The 20,151-nt window shown below is 59.6% G+C and carries 14 protein-coding genes; 5 read left to right on the top strand and 9 right to left on the bottom strand.

Going from position 1 to position 20,151, the window contains the following annotated elements:
• Nucleotides 1-342 precede the first annotated feature (342 nt).
• Nucleotides 343-2,289, top strand: a complete 1,947-nt coding sequence (locus AC5I5B_RS24525) for a M23 family metallopeptidase (protein ID WP_111834551.1) — start codon at nucleotides 343-345, stop codon at nucleotides 2,287-2,289.
• 68 nt (nucleotides 2,290-2,357) lie between these two features.
• Here the strand turns inward: AC5I5B_RS24525 and clpB are convergent, their stop codons facing one another.
• From clpB to AC5I5B_RS24555, 6 genes are all read right to left on the bottom strand, one after another.
• A complete protein-coding gene (gene clpB / locus AC5I5B_RS24530; protein WP_003508767.1) occupies nucleotides 2,358-4,982 on the bottom strand; it encodes an ATP-dependent chaperone ClpB in 2,625 nt (874 codons plus the stop codon).
• Between the two features lie 367 nt (nucleotides 4,983-5,349).
• On the bottom strand, nucleotides 5,350-6,141 hold the full coding sequence (locus AC5I5B_RS24535; RefSeq protein WP_099086375.1) for a DUF4167 domain-containing protein: 792 nt from the start codon (nucleotides 6,139-6,141) through the stop codon (nucleotides 5,350-5,352).
• 396 nt (nucleotides 6,142-6,537) lie between these two features.
• Complete coding sequence (gene prmC / locus AC5I5B_RS24540) at nucleotides 6,538-7,407, bottom strand: peptide chain release factor N(5)-glutamine methyltransferase (protein ID WP_003508764.1); 870 nt, start codon at nucleotides 7,405-7,407, stop codon at nucleotides 6,538-6,540.
• The gene (gene prfA, locus AC5I5B_RS24545; protein ID WP_111834552.1) at nucleotides 7,404-8,483 is read right to left on the bottom strand and encodes a peptide chain release factor 1; all 1,080 of its coding nucleotides are present in this window, start codon (nucleotides 8,481-8,483) and stop codon (nucleotides 7,404-7,406) included. The genes prmC and prfA overlap by 4 nt, the downstream gene beginning before the upstream one ends.
• A gap of 30 nt (nucleotides 8,484-8,513) precedes the next feature.
• Nucleotides 8,514-10,781: a phosphoenolpyruvate--protein phosphotransferase gene (ptsP, locus tag AC5I5B_RS24550; protein ID WP_003508762.1), complete on the bottom strand. Its 2,268-nt coding sequence runs from the start codon at nucleotides 10,779-10,781 to the stop codon at nucleotides 8,514-8,516.
• Between the two features lie 175 nt (nucleotides 10,782-10,956).
• Nucleotides 10,957-12,234 (bottom strand): aspartate kinase, encoded by a 1,278-nt coding sequence (locus AC5I5B_RS24555; RefSeq protein WP_003508761.1) that lies wholly within the window; start codon nucleotides 12,232-12,234, stop codon nucleotides 10,957-10,959.
• 390 nt (nucleotides 12,235-12,624) lie between these two features.
• On the opposite strand from AC5I5B_RS24555, the gene AC5I5B_RS24560 reads away from it, so the two are divergent.
• Nucleotides 12,625-14,472, top strand: coding sequence for a DEAD/DEAH box helicase (locus AC5I5B_RS24560; RefSeq protein ID WP_003508759.1), 1,848 nt, complete (start codon nucleotides 12,625-12,627; stop codon nucleotides 14,470-14,472).
• A gap of 286 nt (nucleotides 14,473-14,758) precedes the next feature.
• On the opposite strand, the gene AC5I5B_RS24565 is transcribed toward AC5I5B_RS24560, so the two are convergent.
• On the bottom strand, nucleotides 14,759-15,997 hold the full coding sequence (locus tag AC5I5B_RS24565; RefSeq protein WP_003508758.1) for a saccharopine dehydrogenase family protein: 1,239 nt from the start codon (nucleotides 15,995-15,997) through the stop codon (nucleotides 14,759-14,761).
• Nucleotides 15,998-16,056: 59 nt separating this feature from the next.
• Complete coding sequence (gene nspC / locus AC5I5B_RS24570; RefSeq protein WP_003508756.1) at nucleotides 16,057-17,154, bottom strand: carboxynorspermidine decarboxylase; 1,098 nt, start codon at nucleotides 17,152-17,154, stop codon at nucleotides 16,057-16,059.
• 282 nt (nucleotides 17,155-17,436) lie between these two features.
• Between nspC and AC5I5B_RS24575 the strand changes: the two genes are divergently transcribed.
• The 3 genes from AC5I5B_RS24575 to galE all read left to right on the top strand — a co-directional run bounded on the left by AC5I5B_RS24575 (nucleotide 17,437) and on the right by galE (nucleotide 19,384).
• Nucleotides 17,437-17,781, top strand: coding sequence for an ElaB/YgaM/YqjD family protein (locus AC5I5B_RS24575; RefSeq protein ID WP_003508755.1), 345 nt, complete (start codon nucleotides 17,437-17,439; stop codon nucleotides 17,779-17,781).
• 10 nt (nucleotides 17,782-17,791) lie between these two features.
• Complete coding sequence (locus AC5I5B_RS24580; RefSeq protein ID WP_020810995.1) at nucleotides 17,792-18,229, top strand: hypothetical protein; 438 nt, start codon at nucleotides 17,792-17,794, stop codon at nucleotides 18,227-18,229.
• A 171-nt stretch (nucleotides 18,230-18,400) separates the two neighbouring features.
• On the top strand, nucleotides 18,401-19,384 hold the full coding sequence (galE, locus tag AC5I5B_RS24585; RefSeq protein ID WP_111797852.1) for a UDP-glucose 4-epimerase GalE: 984 nt from the start codon (nucleotides 18,401-18,403) through the stop codon (nucleotides 19,382-19,384).
• Between the two features lie 104 nt (nucleotides 19,385-19,488).
• Here the strand turns inward: galE and AC5I5B_RS24590 are convergent, their stop codons facing one another.
• The gene (locus tag AC5I5B_RS24590; protein ID WP_111834553.1) at nucleotides 19,489-20,061 is read right to left on the bottom strand and encodes a PRC-barrel domain-containing protein; all 573 of its coding nucleotides are present in this window, start codon (nucleotides 20,059-20,061) and stop codon (nucleotides 19,489-19,491) included.
• Nucleotides 20,062-20,151 lie beyond the last annotated feature (90 nt).

A 20,151-nucleotide genomic window follows, 5' to 3' on the forward strand; every position in this document is an offset into this window, starting at 1 on the left:
GCAATATCAAAAAAATCAAGAAATGTGACAGATCCCTGATTTTAAAAGGGAATTTCGTTTTCACCAGCCGATCGGCTTAAAACCGCCCCGCCGTGCCTGTGGTTTTGCACAGGAGAACAGCCCAACGGGCGGCAAGGCGGGTCTCGCGCCTTCTTTTAGCCCCCTTCCTCGCTAATTGCTTTGCCAACGAAGCGTTAATACGAGACATGCCTGCGCGTGTCCTTATATGGGCTGTTGCGGCATGTCCGCCGGTGCGTCGAGCGATTTGACTCACGGCTTTGAAAGTTGCACACCTTCGCCTGAAGTTTCTGGAGAGCGCATGACCGACGGGGCACAGCTGGTATGACTGCGGATCGCAATGTGGTCCGGTCGCTAGGCACAGAACCGCCAATTCTGGCGGAAGGACGCCGTGCACCCGATCGCCGCGAAATTTCGCTCAGATGGCTTTCCGGCACGTTCCTGACCGGCATTACCTCTTCCATATTGATGGGCGTGGCGCTGTTTGCTGCTCTCGACGGCCGCCAGCAGCTTGCCATTCCCGCCGAAGCCTTCGCCAAGGCGGATATGGGCAACAACGCGACGGAAGCCGCCCGTCGGGGCACACGCCTCGTCGCACCGAATATCGCGGCCCGGCCATCCGACCGGTCGATCATGGAAGTCTCCACCGTTATCAATGAAGGCGACAAGGAAGTGGTCCGCAAGGTCCCCTTCTCCCACGTCAAGATCCCGCTGGCGGCAAATTACGCCAAGCAGGACGACTATCCCGCCTTCGATCCCCTGAATATTTTCGCGAGCAACGAGGACAAGGACGCATCGGCGCCCGCACCAAGCCGGACTGGAACGATCTACGGCTCCGAGGTGGAATCCGAAGTCAGCCTGAAGACAGTCGCCTTTCCCGTTCAGCACTCCAAATATCCCTTCGCCGGCTCCCTGAGTTTCGACGAGGTAGAGGAGGCGGTACGTTCGAACGGCTCGATCTTGACGGATGGCAACGAACAGCTTGCCGCGCTCTATTACATCGACCCCCGCCGTTTCGATAATGATGAAGGCGATGTCGATATCACCGCCGGCCTCGCGGCCCGCGTCGTTGAACAAAACATGTCGGTTTCGACCCCGCAGTCAGCCTCGGTGCCCGTCAAGGAATATGCCGACGACGTGATCCCTGCCCGCCAGACCGAGACCATCGAAGCCGCCCTCTTTGGCGCCGGCTATTCGAAGGCACAGTCGTCGGAAATCGCAGGCCTGCTGTCGCCGCAACTCCAGTCGAACAATGTCGAAAGCGGCGACGTGCTGCGCGTCGGCATTATTCAGGAAGACGACAAGAGCGACATCGTGCGCGTGAGCCTTTACCGCAAGGGCCGCCACATGGTCACCATGGCCATTGATGACCACAAGCGTTTCATCAAGGCAAGCGAACCGCCAAAGCTCGACGCGGTGGCGACCGCCTTCGACAGCACCCCGGCACCTGCCGCCGGTCGCGATCTGCCGAGCGTTTATGACGGTGTCTACCGTGCGGCCCTGGCTTACGGCATGAACCAGAGCATGGTTTCCCAGCTTATCAAGCTTCTGGCCAGCAGCGTCGATTTTCAGGCGCAGCTCAAGCCGGCGGATACGCTGGAAGCCTTCTTCTCCGTGGAAGACGCGGATGGCAAGGCGACGGACAAGTCGGAACTGCTCTACGTCAATGCCAAGTTCGGCGACAACGAGACACGTTTTTACCGCTTCCAGAATCCCGACGATAACAGCATCGATTATTTCGACGAGAACGGCAAAAGCATCCGGCAGTTCCTGTTGCGCAACCCCGTTCCTAACGGCCGCATGACCTCAGGTTTCGGCATGCGCCGCCACCCGGTTTTGAAATTCAGCCGCATGCATACCGGCACCGACTGGGCCGCCGCCCGCGGTACGCCGATTATCGCGACGGGCAACGGCACCGTCGAGAAGGCCGGATGGGCCTCGGGTTACGGTAACCAGACGCTGATCCGCCATGCCAATGGCTACGTCTCTTCCTATAACCACCAGAGCGCCATCGCCAAGGGTGTCACCGAGGGCTCCAAGGTCCGGCAGGGCCAGGTCATCGGTTATGTGGGATCGACCGGCCTTTCGACCGGCGCGCATCTGCATTACGAGCTGATCGTCAACGGCACCAAGGTGGACGCGATGAAGGTGCGCCTGCCGGGTGGCAAGTCGCTTTCCGGCGATGCGCTCGCGCGGTTCTCCGATGAGAGAAAACGTATCGACAATCTGCTGAATATTGACGAAAAGCCCAATCAGGTGGCGAGCCGCTAATTCGCCGGACTTTTACGGCCCCAAAAGCTGCCAAATGAAAAGGGCTCCGTTTCCGGAGCCCTTTCGTTTTATGCCGCATCGGCCGTTTCGGCTTCGGCCTCGCCCTTTGCGGGCTTGACCTTGAACAGCAGCCGGTCGGTGCCCGAGGTCACCTTGACCCGTGAACCGTCAGGAACTTCGCCGCCGAGGATCATTTCGGCAAGCCTGTCCTGAACCGCCTTCTGGATCACCCGCTTCAGCGGACGCGCGCCGTAAGCCGGATCGTAACCCTTGTTGGCAAGCCAGCTGCGGGCATCCTCATCCAGTTCGAGCGAAATCTTGCGATCGCCGAGCAGCGAGATGAGACGCTTCAGCTGGATTTCGACAATTGCACCCATCTCATCGCGCCGCAGGCGGTGGAAGAGGATGATATCGTCGATACGGTTGAGGAATTCCGGCCGGAAATGCGACCGGACCCGCTCCATCACCAGATCACGAACCGAATCCACATCGTCATTGTCGCCCATCTGCGTCATGAATTCCGAGCCGAGGTTCGAGGTCATGATGATGATGGTGTTCTTGAAATCGACGGTGCGGCCCTGGCCGTCCGTCAGACGGCCATCATCCAGCACCTGCAGCAGGACGTTAAAGACGTCAGGATGCGCTTTTTCAATCTCGTCGAACAGCACGACCTGATAGGGCCGGCGGCGAACCGCTTCCGTCAGGGCACCACCCTCTTCATAACCGACATAGCCGGGAGGTGCGCCGATCAGCCGGGCAACGGAGTGTTTCTCCATATATTCCGACATGTCGAGACGAACCATCGCGGTTTCGTCGTCGAACAGGAAGCGGGCCAAGGACTTGGTCAGCTCGGTCTTGCCCACGCCCGTCGGGCCGAGGAAGATGAACGAACCGATCGGCCGGTTGGGATCCTGCAGGCCGGCGCGCGAACGGCGCACCGCTTTCGACACCGCCTGAACGGCCTCGCCCTGCCCGACAACGGACTTGGCAAGCTCGTCTTCCATGCGCAGCAGCTTTTCGCGCTGACCTTCCAGCATCTTGTCGACCGGAATGCCCGTCCAGCGGGAAACGACATGGGCGATATTGTCGGCCGTCACAACTTCCTGAACCATCGAACCGACACCGCTGCTGTCGCGGGCTTCCGCCGCAGCCAGTTCCTTTTCGAGGCCGGGAATGATGCCATAGGTCAGCTCGCCAGCGCGCTGGAACTGGCCGTTGCGCTGGGCAATCGCCAGTTCGTTGCGGGCTTCGTCCAGCCGCTTCTTCAAGTCTGCGGCGTGGCCGAGCTTCTGCTTTTCCGCCTGCCAGCGGGCCGTCAGCGCATCTGCCTTTTCTTCCGTATCGGCCAACTCGTCCTCGAGCTTCTTGAGGCGGTCGGCGGAGGACTGGTCCGTCTCCTGCTTCAAGGCTTCGCGTTCGATCTTCAGCTGAATGATGCGGCGATCCAACTCGTCCAGTTCTTCCGGCTTGGAATCCACCTGCATGCGAAGACGCGAAGCAGCTTCGTCCATCAGGTCGATTGCCTTATCAGGCAGGAACCGGTCGGTGATGTAGCGGTTGGAAAGCGTCGCAGCCGCAACCAGGGCCGAATCCGAGATACGGACCTTGTGGTGCTGTTCGTATTTTTCCTTCAACCCGCGCAGGATCGAGATCGTGTCCTCAACGGTCGGCTCATCCACCAGCACCGGCTGGAAACGGCGGGCAAGGGCCGGATCCTTTTCCACATGCTTGCGATATTCATCGAGCGTGGTGGCGCCGACGCAGTGCAACTCACCACGGGCAAGGGCGGGCTTCAGGAGGTTGGACGCATCCATCGCGCCATCGGCCTTGCCGGCGCCGACCAGCGTGTGCATCTCGTCGATGAACAGGATGATGCCGCCATTTTCGGCCTGCACCTCGTTCAGCACAGCCTTCAGACGCTCTTCAAACTCACCGCGATATTTCGCACCGGCAATCAGCGCGCCCATATCGAGCGCCATCAGCTTCTTGTCCTTCAGGCTTTCGGGCACATCGCCATTGACGATGCGCAACGCAAGACCTTCGGCAATCGCCGTTTTACCGACACCGGGTTCACCGATCAGCACGGGATTATTCTTGGTACGGCGCGACAGGACCTGAATAGTGCGACGGATTTCGTCGTCGCGACCGATCACCGGATCGAGCTTGCCTTCGCGGGCTTCCTCCGTCAGGTCGCGGGCGAACTTCTTCAGCGCGTCAAAGCCCTGTTCGGCGTTGGCGCTGTCAGCCGTGCGGCCCTTGCGGATGTCGTTGATGACCTGATTGAGCGCCTGCGCCGTTGCACCCGCCTTCTTCAGGGAAGCCGAGGTGGAAGCGGAGCTTTCAATCGCAAGCGCCTGCAGAAGACGCTCGACGGTGACAAAACTGTCCCCGGCCTTCTTGGCAAGATCTTCCGCGGTCGAGAACACTTTGGCGAGCGGCGCGGTGAGCGAAAGGCCACCATTTCCACCGGAAACCTTGGGCAATTTCGCAAGTGCCGCATCATTGGCAAGACGCGCTTCCTTGGCGCTGCCGCCGGCGCGCTCGATCAGCGATGCCGCCATGCCCTGCTCGTCATCGAGCAGAACCTTCAGAACGTGTTCAGGCGAAAACTGCTGATGGTTTTCGGCAAGCGCAAAGGTCTGCGCCGATTGCAGAAAACCACGAACGCGCTCGGAGTATTTTTCAATATTCATAGTCAAACCTCCATAGACCGGCCCGCCCGCTTTCGGCACGGCTCCGGGTGTTAGGGTTGAGGCTCCCTCAAAAGGCAAGCCCCGCTACGACAGCCGTGTTCAAAGGATTTCACGATCGCCGCCTCTTGAAGGTCGGTCGCCGGCGAATGCGGCTTCCGTCCTTCCTGCACGAATATGGGAGGCATTTTCATCGGTTTAAAGGGGAGAAAATCCACCATCCGGGAAATTTTCATCCGAACTGACAGGCGTCAATTCGCCGCGTGAAATCCACGCTGACGGCCAGCGGAATGTTCATAGCCAATCGCAAAAAACAAAAAACTCCGGCAAGCCGGAGTTTTTCGATCGCAGAGTGGTTTGCAGAAGCTGCTTATTCGGCAGCGTTCTCAAGCGTGGCAGGTGCAGCGTCGTCACCGGCCGGCGCATCTTCGCCTTCGGCGCCTTCCGCAGCGGCGGTGCGGCGCGGACGGCGCGGGCGCGGCCCTGTTGCACGGCGTGTCTTCGGTGCACGTTCAGCCGTCGGAGCCTCCGCCTGCTGCTGCTCTTCCTCAACGGCCACTTCCATGGGAGTGCCTTCGATGACCGGCTGCGGCGCCTGGCTGGCGTCGTAAACCGGCGGCTGCTGTTCGGCGGCCACCTGCGGCTGGCGCGGCTGACGTTCCTGCCGCTCGCGGCGGTCCGGACGCTCACGACGCTCCTGGCGCGGTTCGTTCCGCTCAGTACGCTCCTGGCGTTCGGGCTGCTGCGCGCGCTCGACCTGTTCGGCCTGCTGCTGCGGTGCAACGACGCCTTCATCGCCGTCATTCACATCCATATCGTCGCCATCGGCACCGCTATATTCGCCGCGATCGTCGCGCTGGAAGCGTTCCTGCATCTGGGCCTGAGCCGAAGCGATGATGCGGTTATAATGTTCAGCGTGCTGCAGATAGTTCTCAGCGATCACGCGGTCGCCGGAACTCTGCGCGTCGCGCGCCAGAGCCGCGTATTTTTCCGCTATATGCTGGGCTGTGCCACGGATTTTAACATCGGGGCCGGAGCTGTCATAAGTCCTGGTGAGCGGGTTGCCGCCCTTGCGGTTGAAGTTGTTGTTGTTACCGCCACCATTGTTATTGTTGTTGCTTCCACGCCCCCGGCCGCGCTTGTTTTGCTGTCCTGGCCTCATCAATTGCTCACCTGAATTCTGTTTTGCTGACAATCTGGTTGTTTTCATGCAATTCCGGGCGGAAAACCGCTGGAAATTTTTCCTGAAATTGCTCCATCACGCGCCTTGCCGAAGATAACCCCGGGACAAGACCTCGCGTATGACGACCGGCTGCGCAAATGCTGCACCGAGCCGCCTGCGAACAAAGTTTACTGATTCACATGCCGGAAACGCCCAGCCTTTCAGGGCTCTCAAAAGAACCCGCTTCGGGACTGACCCATACCCTGACGAATCTGTATTCGTCCTCAGCCACCCAGCATGTGGCCGCAAACTATCCCGCTTCATGCGGAAATCCAAGCCTTTTCTTTTGCTGTGCAAAATATCCTTGCAAAAAATCCGCAGACATATCGCGAACAACTATCTCCGGAAGGTCAAAACTCTGTCGTTACCGCCATAATCCTTCACGGCGTCCAGAAGAGAGAAGCCGTGGGAAGCAAATATAGCGGAAACATCAAGCCTTTGATCGAAACCGATCTCCACACCGACAATCCCGTTTTCCACAAGAAAGCGGCCTGCATCGGCAGCGATGAGGCGGTACGGTGCAAGGCCGTCCTGACCTCCGTCCAGCGCCGCCATCGGATCGTGGTTACGAACCTCTTGGTCAAGCGTTGCGACGATATCAGTCCTTATATAAGGCGGATTCGACACAATTATGTCAAAGCTGCCAGAGATTTTTTCAAACCAGTCGCTGCGTATGGTCTCAAAGCGCGCGCCAAGATCATTTCGGGCCGCATTCCTGGCCGCCGTTTCCAGCGCATCGGCGGAAATATCGCTGCCGATGCCGGTGGCATCGGGGCATTCTTTCAACAGCGCCAGACAGATCGCGCCCGTGCCGGTGCCCATGTCCAGAATGCGGGCGCTGCCCTTGGCGGAGATGGCTTTTTTCAGCTCCGGCAACAGCGTGTCGACCAGAACTTCCGTATCCGGCCGGGGCTCGAGCGTCTCCTTTGACAGAAGAAGATCGAGGCCATGAAATTCCCGGTGGCCGAGAATGCGGTGAACGGGTTCGCCATTCGCCCGCCTTTCGATCATGGTGGCGATACGGGCGCTTTCTTCCGGCGTAACGACACGATCAGGCTTCATCACGAAATCGGTCAATGAAAAATCGATGACCTCCGCAATCAGGAGCCGTGCATCGAGAAGCGGCTCATCGATCCCTGCCGCCTGCAGCCTTTTGCGGGCGGCGGCAAGCGCGCTCGCAACGCTCGCTTCGGCCGCCGTGCTCAAAGCTGCTCGCCGAGCTGGGCAAGCTGACCGGCCTGATAATCGGCGATCAGCGCATCCACGAGTTCATCGATTTCGCCCTCGATCATCCGGTCGAGCTTGTAGAGCGTGAGGTTGATACGGTGATCGGTGACACGACCCTGCGGGAAATTATAGGTGCGAATGCGCTCGGAGCGGTCGCCGGAACCCACCTGGCTCTTGCGGTCCGCCGAACGTTCGCTCTCCACTTTCTGGCGTTCGATATCGTAAAGCCGCGAGCGCAGAACCTGCATGGCCTTGGCGCGGTTCTGATGCTGGGATTTCTCCGAACTGGTGACGATCAGACCTGTCGGAAGATGGGTGATACGAACCGCCGAGTCGGTGGTGTTGACGTGCTGGCCGCCCGCACCGGAAGCACGCATCGTATCGATGCGAATGTCTTCCGGGCGAATTTCGACGTCGATGTCTTCCGCTTCCGGCAGCACGGCAACCGTGGCGGCCGAGGTGTGGATGCGGCCGCTCGCTTCCGTTTCCGGCACGCGCTGCACCCGGTGTACGCCGGATTCGAACTTCAGCTTGGAAAATACCCCTCGCCCGCTGATCGTGGCGATGATTTCTTTGTAACCGCCCGCTTCACCCTCGCTGGCGGAAAGCACTTCGACTTTCCACTCCTTGGTCGATGCAAAACGCTCATACATGCGGAAGAGATCACCGGCAAAAAGTGCCGCCTCGGAGCCGCCGGTGCCGGCGCGGATTTCAAGGATCGCGCTTTTTTCGTCCGCCGCATCCTTCGGCAGCAACAGGACCTGCATGTCCTTTTCAAGCTCGCCGATGCGGGTCTCGATTTCCGGCAGCTCCATTTCCGCCAGGTCGCGCATATCCCTGTCGGTCGTCTTGTCAGCAAGCAACGCCTCGAGATCGGCCGCTTCGGAGACCGCCTTCTCGTATTCGCGGATTTTCTTCACTACCGGCTCGAGTTCGGAATATTCCGAAGCCAGCTTCACATAAACATCCGCTGCAGGCCCGGCCGACATACGCGCTTCGATCTCGCCGAAACGTCTTTCCAACTCGCGCATTTTTTCGACGGGAAGCTTCGCCACCAGTCACTCCAATACTGAAACAGGTCTTTTTTAAATGGGAATGGAATGCGTCGCCGCAAAGCGTAACAACACCTCGCGCGCGCTTTCCAGCGAATTATGGTCGTCCAGCGCCGCGTTCAGCTCATCGGCAAGGCGTGCGGCATCAAGCCCGAGCAGCATGGCCTTCACAGGGCCGATCGCCGTCGGCGACATCGAAACCGAACGAAAACCGAGGCCAATCAAAGCCATGGCCGACAGCGGCTTGCTCGCCATTTCACCGCACAGCGTCACCGAAGTGTGGTGCCTTTCGCCGGCGCGCACGATATCGCGCAGAATGCGCAGGAACGGCTTGCCCAAATTATCGAAACGATCCGAAACACGCGCATTGCCGCGATCCACCGCCATCGAGAACTGGAACAGGTCATTCGAGCCGACGGAGACGAAATCCACCTCCTGCATCAGCTCATCGAGCTGCCACATCAAGGACGGCACTTCCAGCATCGCGCCGAATTGCAGCTTTTTCGGCAGCGCGTGGCTGAATTTCGAGAGATGCTGCACTTCCTTCTGGAGAAGGTCGCGCGCGGCGCGGATTTCGGACACTTCCGTCACCATCGGCAGCATCATGCGCAATTCAGCACCGGAGGCGGCGCGCAGCAGCGCGCGCATCTGCGTGCGCATCAGGCCCGGACGGTCGAGCGACAGGCGGATCGCCCGCCAGCCAAGCGCCGGGTTTTCCTCTTCCTGGCCGCGCATATAGGACACAACCTTGTCGCCGCCGATATCCAGCGTGCGGAAGGTGACGCTTTTTCCCTTCGCCTGCCGCAGAACGGACCGGTAGAAAGCCTCCTGCTCCTCGCCCTTCGGCATGTTGGAGGCAATCATGAATTGCAGCTCGGTGCGGAACAGGCCGATGCCATCGGCGCCGGATTCCTCGAGCTGCGGCAGGTCTACGAGAAGACCCGCATTCATCTTGAGGTTGACTTTCTGGCCATCCTTGGTGATCGGCTCCACATTGCGAAGCGCGCGGAACTGCTCCTGGCGCTTGGCGCGCAGGCGCACCTTTTCCTCATAGGCGCGCTGCAAATCCGACATCGGGCGCAAATGCACCTGGCCGTCATCGCCGTCGATGATGATGGGATCGTTATTTTCAGCGAGGGCGACGATGCCTGTCGCCTGCCCGATGATCGGAATGCCCATGGCACGCGCCACGATGACGACATGGCTCGTCACCGCGCCGTCTTCGAGCACAAGACCGCGCAGTTTTTCGCGCGGATAATCCAAGAGTTCGGCGGCACCCATGGCGCGGGCCAGAACGATGGCGTCGAGCGGGAAATCCTGCTCAGGACCACGCCCGCCGAAACCGATGAGCTGGCGCAGCAGCCGGTTGGCGAGATCGTCGAAATCATGCATGCGTTCGCGCAGGTAAGGATCGGTCAGGCGCATCATGCGCGCCTTGGTGTCGCTCTGCACCTTTTCGACAGCCGCTTCCGCCGTCAGGCCGTTGCGGATCGCCTCTTCCATGCGGCGTACCCAGCCCTGATCGTGGGCAAACATGCGATAGGTTTCGAGAACTTCGCGATGTTCTCCTTCGGTCGGCACGTCACGGCGCTGCAACATGTCGTCGATCGACAGGCGTAGCGACCCAATGGCATCGGCAAGACGCCGGATTTCCGTATCCGCATCTTCATTGAGGAGATTGGTGACGACAATGCGGGGATCGTGCAGCACGACGTGACCAAGACCGATGCCTTCGCCATAGGCGTCGCCATCGATGGAAACGGCACGCGTCAGATCAAGCTCCACACCGGGGCGGGTGATCTTTTTCAACTCGCCGCTCGCCACTATTTCAGCGATAAGCATCGCGGTTGTCTCGAGCGCTTCAATTTCATCCTCCCGGTATGTTCGGCTGGCCTTGTTCTGGACCACAAGAACGCCAAGAGTGCGACCGGAGCGCAAAATCGGCACGCCGAGGAAGGAATGATAAATTTCCTCACCGGTTTCAGGAAGATAGCGGAAAGCCGGATGCGCCTGCGCATCGGAAAGATTGAGCGGCTGGGCCGAAGCGGCAATCGTGCCGACAAGACCCTGCCCCATTTTCAGCTGTGCGAGATGCACGGCATCCTTGTTGAGACCTTCGGTGGCGTAAAGTTCCAGCACGCTGTCGGAGCGCAGCACGTAGACCGAGCAAACCTCCGCCACCATGTTGCTGGCAATCTGACGGACGATCTGGTCCAGACGGTCCTGCGGTTCAAGGTGCTCCGCCATCATTTCGCGCAGCCGCTTGAGCAGGACGCGCGGACCTGCGGAAAGGTCTCTCATCGCGTTTGCTCCCCGACGCTTCCGATCCGAATGTCATAATATTCGAGAATCAAAACGTCATTTAAAAATTTATAGCGCGAGAAGCGCGTCCCGCAAGGGACACGCTTTCATGAAACGCCACATCGGAAGAACGCAACTCCGAAGAATCGGAGCATCGGGAACCGATGTCTCGGCTTCAAGCCTTATCGAGGCCGTAGGCGGAATGCAAAGTGCGGACCGCAAGTTCGGCATAGGCGCCGTCGATCAGGATCGAAATCTTGATCTCGGACGTAGTGATCGCCTTGATGTTGATGTTCTTCTCGGCAAGCGCCTTGAACGCGCTGGCGGCAACGCCGGCGTGGCTGCGCATGCCGATGCCGATGACGGACACCTTGGCAAGGCCGGTTTCGTTCTGTGCGACGTCGAAACCGATCTGGGCCTTGTTGTCATCCAGAACCTTCAGAGCCTTGGCAACATCGCCCGAGGGAACGGTGAAGGTCATGTCGGTGCGCGAACCATCTTCGGAGATGTTCTGCACGATCATGTCGACATTGATATGCGCTTCAGCGAGCGGCCCGAAGATCGCGGCCGAGACGCCCGGACGGTCGGCCACGCGGCGCAGCGAGATCTGTGCTTCATCCTTGGCATAGGCGATGCCGGTTACGACTTCCTGTTCCACGATTTCATCCTCGTCACAAATCAAAGTACCGGGCGGGTTGATGAGGTCGCCCATGCCCGGCGCATCGGGATCCTCGAAACTGGAGCGAACGAAGGTGCGCACCTTGTGTACCATGGCAAGCTCGACCGAGCGAACCTGCAGAACCTTCGCGCCGAGAGACGCCATTTCGAGCATTTCCTCGAAGGCGATCTTCTTCATGCGGCGAGCCTTGGGCTCGATGCGCGGATCGGTGGTGTAGACGCCATCGACGTCAGTGTAGATGTCGCAGCGATCTGCCTTGACGGCGGCAGCGATGGCGACAGCGGACGTATCCGAGCCGCCGCGACCGAGCGTCGCGATGCGGTTGTCAGGACCGATACCCTGGAAGCCGGCAACGACGGCAACCTGGCCTTCGCCCATGCGGTGGACGATATCCGAACCGTCGATCTCGAGAATGCGGGCGGCGCCATGCGCATTGTCGGTGCGGATCGGGATCTGCCAGCCCTGCCAGGAGCGCGCATTGATGCCCATGGATTGCAGCGTGATCGCCAGAAGACCCGATGTCACCTGTTCGCCTGATGCGACAACCGCGTCATATTCGCGCGCGTCGAAGAACGAAGCGGCGTTGGCGCCGGCAACCTTCGCGGCGTTCTGCACCCAGTCCACCAGCTCATTGGTTTTGCCGGACATGGCGGAAACGACCACGGCCACTTCATGGCCGGCATCCACTTCGCGTTTCACATGCCGTGCGACATTGTGAATGCGTTCGAGGTTCGCGACGGACGTGCCGCCGAATTTCATGACAATGCGAGCCATAGCCTTGACCAGTACCATCCCATTTTCCCGCCGGCTCCCTCTGGAAACGGACGGACAAGAACAAACCCAGTCGGCCCTTCCTGACAAAGAGCCTCAAGTTGCGGGTCTCTTAGCGAAAAGGCGGGGGGCACGCAATGCCGTTTATGAACCATGCGGTACGCCTTTTTCGGGAGCCTGAGCATGGAACAATGGCGCAAGGAAGCGCCGGCGGGATAAAGCACACGCAAAAGAGCGTACCGCAGTGCACTGTACAAACGGGCCCATTCGCAGTATGAGCGCGGCAATGCAACCGGCCAGATGGCCGAAATGGCCTGTATCGGCTGCCCCGGAGACTTTAGGACCTATTGGTTTCGGGCGGATGCGGGCAGCTTCATATCCGAAAGACGGTAGATGACAGACACCCAGGGTATCGCCCCGGCGATCGCGCAGGCGTTGGAAAAACGCGGCTACAAAGATTTGACCCCCGTGCAGCAGGCCATGCTTGCGCCGGAACTCGCCGACAAGGACGCGCTGGTTTCCGCGCAGACCGGTTCCGGCAAGACGGTCGCCTTCGGCATCGCGCTTGCGACCACGCTGCTGCGTGACGACAACCGCTTCGGACAGGCTTCCGCGCCGCTGGCGCTTGCCATTGCGCCAACCCGCGAACTGGCCATGCAGGTCAAGCGCGAACTGGAATGGCTTTATGAGTTTGCCGGTGTTTCCATTGCCTCCTGCGTTGGCGGCATGGACATCCGCAATGAGCGGCGGGCGCTGGAGCGCGGCGCGCACATCGTCGTCGGCACGCCCGGTCGTCTCTGCGACCACATCAAGCGCAATGCACTTGATCTGTCCTCCATCCGTGCGGTTGTGCTTGACGAAGCCGACGAGATGCTCGACCTCGGTTTCCGCGAAGATCTGGAATTCATTCTGGAAGAATCGCCCGACGATCGCCGCACGTTGATGTTCTCGGCCACCGTGCCGCGCAGCATCGCCAAGCTTGCCGAAAGCTACCAGAAGAATGCCGTGCGCATCGCCACTGCTTCCGAACAGAAGCAGCATGTGGATATCGAATATCGCGCCATGCTGGTGTCCCCGGCAGACCGCGAAAACGCCATCATCAATGCGCTGCGCTTTTATGAAGCCCGCAACGCCATCGTTTTCTGCTCCACCCGCGCGGCCGTCAACCATCTGACGGCGCGGCTGAATAATCGCGGCTTTGCCGTCGTGGCGCTGTCAGGCGAATTGACCCAGAACGAGCGCACCCATGCGCTGCAGGCCATGCGCGATGGCCGCGCCCGCGTCTGCGTTGCGACCGACGTTGCCGCGCGCGGCATCGACCTGCCGGGTCTCGAACTCGTCATACACGCCGACCTGCCGACCAATTCCGAAACGCTTCTGCACCGTTCCGGCCGTACCGGCCGCGCCGGTCAGAAGGGCGTTAGCGCCATCGTGGTGCCGGTCAACCAGCGCCGCAAGGCAGAACGCCTGCTTGAGGGCGCCAAGGTCAGCCCAGCATGGGTTCGTCCGCCTTCCGCCGAAGAGATCGTCGAGCGCGACGGCGCCCGGCTTCTGGCCGATCCTTCGCTGACCGAGGCTGTAGCCGACGACGAACGCGATTTCGTCACCAAGCTCCTGGAACAGCATGGCGCGGAAAAGGTCGCCGCCGCTTTCGTGCGTCTTTACCACGCCGGACGGTCTGCACCTGAAGACATCACGGAAGTCTCACTGGACAACAGCCGCAAGCCGCGCCGCGACAGTTTCGAGACGGTCGAAAACGATGCCCCGCGCCGCGAACGCTCCGATTTCGCCGACAGCGCGTGGTTTTCGCTGTCCGTCGGCCGCAAGCAGAGCGCCGAGCCGCGCTGGCTCATCCCCATGCTCTGCCGCTTCGGCAAGATCACCCGCCAGGATATCGGCGCGATCCGCATGCAGCAGACGGAGACCTTCGTGGAACTGGCGGCCGATGCCGTCGACCGTTTCACCTCCGCCATCGGCAAGGACATGATGCTCGAAAAGGGCATCCGTCTGAAGGCGCTGGAAGGCAAGCCGGAAATAACCGGCGGCTTCCGCGAAGACACGCGTCCGGCCAAGGCCCAGCGCAAGTTCAGCAAATCGGACAATGCGGCCGCTCCCCGCGACGACCGCAAGACTGACGACAAGCCCTGGAAAAAGAAGAAGCCCTTTGGCGACAAACCTAAATACGAGGGCAAGAAGGACAGGCCTTTCGAAAAGCGTGGGCCGAAGCCGACAAAGGGCTGAGGTCGACCCTTCGCAAGCCTCAGAAATTTCGGATCCCGTTCATTCGGGGCCTGAGGCCGGCGGCAAGGTTTCTGCCGTCATGCCGGCCTTGAGCCGGCATCCAGCCACGGCGCTTCGCGCCGTGAGAAGACTCTCCCGCGATCAAGGACTTGATCGCGCCGGCCCCCGGACTAAATCCGGGGTGACGGTGGGGTGCTACGAATTCGCCAAACTATTTGGGTCGCCTCCAACAAAAAGCCCCGCTTTCGCGGGGCTTTTTTATTTCCATCAATCAAAACGCCGGCAATCAGAACTCCAGCGCGCGGTCGCCGTTTTCGTCCTTGATGCGGTTCGGAAGACCGATCTTGTTCAGAATGTTCAGGAACGGCTTCGGCGGCAGTTCTTCAACGTTCGCCATCTGCTTCACGTCCCATTCGCCTGTCGCAATCAGCATGGCGGCGGCGACCGGGGGAACGCCGGCGGTGTAGGAAATGCCCTGCGAGCCGACTTCCTCATAGGCTTCCTTGTGATCAGCCACGTTATAGATGAAGACTTCGCGTTCCTTGCCGTCCTTGATACCCTTGACGATATCGCCAATGCAGGTCTTGCCGACATAATCGGGCGCCAGAGAAGACGGATCGGGCAGCACGGCCTTCACCACCTTGAGCGGCACGACTTCAAGGCCTTCAGCCGTCTTGACCGGCTTCTCCGACAGGAGTCCGAGGTTCTTCAGCACGGTGAAGACATTGATGTAGTGATCGCCGAAACCCATCCAGAAGCGCACATCGGCGCCGTCCATGTTCTTGGACAGCGAATGCACTTCGTCGTGGCCCGTCATGTAGGCCTTCTGCTTGCCGACGACAGGCAGGTCGAATTCCTGGCCGACTTCGAACATCTGGTTCGTCTGCCACTCACCCTTCTGCCAGGAATAAACAACACCGGTGAATTCGCGGAAGTTGATTTCCGGATCGAAGTTGGTGGAGAACCAGCGGCCGTGGCTGCCGGCATTGATATCGACGATATCGACCGAGGTGACCTTGTCGAAATAGTCATCCTTGGCAAGACGCGCATAGGCGTTCACCACACCCGGATCGAAACCGACGCCGAGAATGGCGGTAATGCCCTTTTCCTTGCACTCTTCCGCGCGCTTCCACTCGTAGTTTCCATACCACGGCGGCGCTTCGCAAATCTTGGTCGGATCCTCGTGGATCGCCGTATCCATATAGGCAACACCCGTGTCCATGCAGGCACGAAGAACGGACATGTTGACGAAAGCCGAACCGACATTGATGACGATTTCTACGCCGGTTTTTTTGATCAAGGCTTTCGTCGCCTCGATATCCATCGCGTCAAGCGCATGGGCCTCAAGTTTCACATCAGTCTTGAGGCTCTTCTTTTCGCGTACGGACTCGACAATCTTGCGGCACTTTCCCAAGGTCCGTGACGCAATATGAATGTCTCCCAATACATCGCTGTTCTGGGCGCACTTATGCGCCACGACCTGTGCTACGCCACCGGCGCCGATGATCAGAACGTTCTTCTTCATTTCAGGTGATGCCTCCTTTTCCCCGCAGGGATAAGCTTCGTTGGATGTTGAAACAGGGTTTAAGACAGGCTTTGCTCGAAATCGGCAAAGTCGAATTCACGAACGGCGCGCACGGTGCCGTCCAGTTCCTTGATGGCGATCGCCGGCATCTTCACGCCGTTGAACCAGTTCTTCTTGACCATGGTGTAACCGGCCGCATCCTGGAAGGAGATGCGGTCACCGACCTTCAGCTCCTTGTCGAAACGGAAGTCGCCGAAAATATCGCCGGCGAGGCAGGACTTGCCGCAGACCATATAGGGATGTTCGCCCTCATTCGGCGACACCTTGGCGGTTTCGCGATAGATCAGCAGATCGAGCATATGCGCTTCGATCGAGCTGTCGACGATGGCGAGGTTCTTGCCGTTGAACAGCGTGTCGAGAACCGTCACTTCGAGCGTCGTGCTCTTGGTGATCGAGGCTTCGCCCGGCTCAAGATAGACCTGCACGCCGTATTTTTCTGAGAAGGCGCGCAAACGGTCGCAGAACTGGTCGAGCGGATAATTGTCGCCGGTGAAATGAATGCCGCCGCCGAGGCTCACCCATTCGGCGCGAGACAGCAGCGATCCGAATTTTTCCTCGATCTGCGTCAACATGCGGTCGAACAGCGAGAAATCACCGTTTTCGCAATTATTGTGGATCATGAAGCCGGAAATGCGATCCATGACCTTGTCGACCTTGGCGACATCCCATTCGCCGAGGCGGCTGAAGGGGCGCGCGGGATCGGCAAGATCAAAGCTCGAAGAGCTGACCTGCGGATTGAGACGCAGACCGCGCGTGATGCCGGAAGCCTTGTCCGCGAAACGCTCGAGCTGACCGATCGAATTGAAGATGATCTTGTCGGCATTCGCAATCACCTCGTCGATTTCATAATCGGCATAGGCGACGGAATAGGCATGGGTCTCGCCGCCGAATTTCTCGCGACCGAGACGCACCTCATAAAGCGATGACGAGGTGGTGCCATCCATATATTGCGACATGAAATCGAACACCGACCATGTGGCGAAGCACTTCAGCGCCAGCAGCGCCTTGGCGCCGGATTTTTCCCGCACATAGGCAATCTTCTCCATGTTGCGAAGAAGTTTTGTCTTGTCGATAAGGTAATAGGGCGTCTGGAGCATGTCGTTTCACATATTGATTGAAGTCAAGGTACGTCTCGATGATGGGCCTTATATGATGCTTGTGACAGGAAAACAAATGTCCGGCACCGAATTCCCGGAAAATAGCCCCCGAGCTGAAATGCCTGTGAAGAAAACACCTTCCCTTGCGGAACCAAGCCGGCATGGGCGCGTTTGAATGACGGACAGGCGGGTGTTTCGGCCGCCATAACGAAGGTTCGTGAGCGGCGGCAATCTGTAACATACCGTCATTCTCATCAATGATGTTCAGGAAGGACTTCACCTATGGCAAGCGTGCGTAGCAACGTGAATGACAAGATCCAGCAATCCCTCGAAAACGGTGATGCAGCCGATGTGGCGGCGCAGCTCGCCCAGCTTCGCGAAGATCTGGCAAATCTTGCCAAGAGCGTGAAGGCGCTCGGCGTCGGAGCATCGCACGAGCTAAAGGCGCAGGCAGCCCGTGTGGCCGATGACGCGCTGACCGCGTCCGGCGAAATGGCCGACAGCGTCCGCAGCGAAATCTCCACGCTGAATGACAATCTGACCGACCACGTCCAGAAGAACCCGCTGCAATCGCTCGGCATCGCCGTCGGCGTCGGTTTCGTGCTCGCCCTTCTGACGCGTCGATAAGGCCGCGCTCATGCTTGAGGCATTGCTGGTCTATCTGGGGGAGACCCAGCGCGAAGGGCGCGTCGTCACAAGGCGATTGCGCGCGACCATAATCCTGTCGGTTCTGACCGGGATATTCTTTCTGATCGCCTTCATCGCCGCCGTGGTGGCGGGGTCCATCTATCTTGCCCGGCATGTGGGTGCAGGCCCCGCGGCGCTGGTCGTCGCCGGCACGGCATTTCTGCTCGGCGTCATCATGCTGGTGGCGCTGGCGATCGTCAAACGCCCGAGAGTCTATGCCGCACGGCCTGCAGTCGCACCTTTCACGGCAGCGCCGCTTGCCGCAGCACCGCTGGCCCTGCAATCGCTGCTGACACTGGCGATCCAGGCGCGTCCCTATGCAACGCTCGCCGTGGCTGTCGCGGCCGGTTTTCTGGCCACCAGGGTCAATACGAAAAAGTCCAAGTAATTTCTTGGCGACACGGCAAGGCAAACCGCGCATCCAGACGATGGATGCGCGGTTTTTTTTATGTTACCCGCGAAGGATAGACTGGTTGATGGCATCCTGCGCCACGCCGCCCTTATTTGAACAAAGTGACATAGAGTCTCGGCGCGTCCGTAATTTTCTGAAAGGCAATTGATGAAGAAGAAAGTCCTTGTCGTCGGCGGTGCCGGCTATATCGGTTCGCACACCTGCCTTCTCCTGTCTGAGCGAGGATATGAACCTGTCGTTTTCGACAATCTGTCCAACGGCCATGAGGAATTCGTCCGCTGGGGACCCTTCGAACAGGGCGATATTCGCGACCGGGCGCGGCTGGACGAGGTCTTCGCCAAACACCGGCCGGAAGCCGTTCTCCACTTCGCCGCACTGATCGAAGTCGGTGAATCGGTCAAGCAACCCGTGGCTTTCTACGACAACAATGTCATCGGCTCGCTCAACCTGCTCTCCGCCGCCATTGATGCCGGCGTCACGTCATTCGTTTTCTCCTCCACCTGCGCCACGTATGGATTGCCGGAACAGGTGCCGATCGACGAGACGCACCGGCAGGCGCCGATCAACCCCTATGGCCGCACCAAATGGGTGGTGGAGCAGGCGCTGAAGGATTACAGCACCTATAAGGGGCTTCGCTCCGTCATGCTGCGCTACTTCAATGCCGCGGGCGCGGATTTCGAAGGCCGCATCGGCGAATGGCACAAGCCGGAAACCCACGCGATCCCGCTTGCCATCGAGGCAGCGCTCGGCCGGCGTCAGGGCTTCAAGGTGTTCGGCACGGATTACGACACGCGCGACGGCACCTGCGTGCGCGACTATATCCACATTCTCGATCTCGCCGATGCGCATGTACGGGCGGTGGATTATCTGCTCGCCGGCGGAGAAACAGTCGAACTCAACCTCGGCACCGGCACCGGCACCACGGTGAAGGAACTGCTGGCGGCGATTTCGGAAGTCTCCGGCCGCCCCTTCCCCGTTGAATATACCGGACGCCGCGACGGCGATTCCACGACGCTTGTCGCGAATAATGACAAGGCGAAAGAAGTTCTGGGCTGGGAACCGCGTTATTCCCTGGCCGACATCATCAAATCCGCCTGGGCGTGGCATTCCTCCCGCAATGCCGGGGACTGAGTAATCAGCGACCAGATACAAAAAAGACACCGGCCTTCTGGCCGGTGCCTCCCGCGGGACGGCTGATGAAAGCCGGTCCCGCTCCTGCCTCCCAGGTATAGGAATTAGGGCTTGGTGGCGGACGTCGTCGTGCTGTCGGGAGCCGCCGGCACTGCCGCATTCTTTTCGCTGGCCTTCTGTTCCAGCGTCTTGAATTCGGGAGCGGCCTTCAGCGTTTCCGCCGTTTCCGTCGTCGTCAGGCGGATCGTGCCGTCCTGCGCATTACGCGTCATCGTTACCTTGTCCATGGGAACGGCAACGTCCTTTGCGCCGATGCCCAGGAAGCCGCCGACGCCAATCACAGCCGCAACGAGACCACCATCTTCTTCCATGATCAGGTTGGTGACGTTACCGATGCTTTCATCGGCCGCTGTATAGACCGACTTGCCGATATAGTCGTTGGCGCTGACCTGCGTTTCTCCCTGTTCGGTCAGATAGGCGCCGCCCGTCGTTGCAGCCGCGCTGTCATCGGCCGCGGGAGCTGCAGGCGTCATCGGGGTGGCAGGGGTCGCCGGCTCCGTCTGCGCGCTCGGATTTGCCGGCGCAGGCTGGGTGGTGCCCTGAGCGATGGCCAGCGGCGCGAAAGCCGTCGTGCCCATCAGGGCGGCGGTGACGAGTATCGTAAGTTTCTTAGCCATTTCGTACCTTCCTTTCATCGTTCTCAACTGGCCGGCGGGGATGAATTTCATGTCCGCTTTTCGGCCGGTTCGTCTGGCAAACGGGTTGGT

Source organism: Agrobacterium sp., assembly GCF_059499945.1.

Excerpts from the sequence above, each read along its gene's own strand:
- AC5I5B_RS24575 (WP_003508755.1), top strand. The coding sequence starts at position 17,437 with ATGGCAAGCGTGCGTAGCAACGTGAATGACAAGATCCAGCAATCCCTC.
- AC5I5B_RS24555 (WP_003508761.1), bottom strand. The coding sequence starts at position 12,234 with ATGGCTCGCATTGTCATGAAATTCGGCGGCACGTCCGTCGCGAACCTC.
- AC5I5B_RS24580 (WP_020810995.1), top strand. The coding sequence starts at position 17,792 with ATGCTTGAGGCATTGCTGGTCTATCTGGGGGAGACCCAGCGCGAAGGG.
- ptsP (WP_003508762.1), bottom strand. The coding sequence starts at position 10,781 with ATGAGAGACCTTTCCGCAGGTCCGCGCGTCCTGCTCAAGCGGCTGCGC.
- AC5I5B_RS24565 (WP_003508758.1), bottom strand. The coding sequence starts at position 15,997 with ATGAAGAAGAACGTTCTGATCATCGGCGCCGGTGGCGTAGCACAGGTC.
- AC5I5B_RS24590 (WP_111834553.1), bottom strand. The coding sequence starts at position 20,061 with ATGGCTAAGAAACTTACGATACTCGTCACCGCCGCCCTGATGGGCACG.
- nspC (WP_003508756.1), bottom strand. The coding sequence starts at position 17,154 with ATGCTCCAGACGCCCTATTACCTTATCGACAAGACAAAACTTCTTCGC.
- AC5I5B_RS24560 (WP_003508759.1), top strand. The coding sequence starts at position 12,625 with ATGACAGACACCCAGGGTATCGCCCCGGCGATCGCGCAGGCGTTGGAA.
- galE (WP_111797852.1), top strand. The coding sequence starts at position 18,401 with ATGAAGAAGAAAGTCCTTGTCGTCGGCGGTGCCGGCTATATCGGTTCG.
- AC5I5B_RS24525 (WP_111834551.1), top strand. The coding sequence starts at position 343 with ATGACTGCGGATCGCAATGTGGTCCGGTCGCTAGGCACAGAACCGCCA.
- AC5I5B_RS24535 (WP_099086375.1), bottom strand. The coding sequence starts at position 6,141 with ATGAGGCCAGGACAGCAAAACAAGCGCGGCCGGGGGCGTGGAAGCAAC.
- clpB (WP_003508767.1), bottom strand. The coding sequence starts at position 4,982 with ATGAATATTGAAAAATACTCCGAGCGCGTTCGTGGTTTTCTGCAATCG.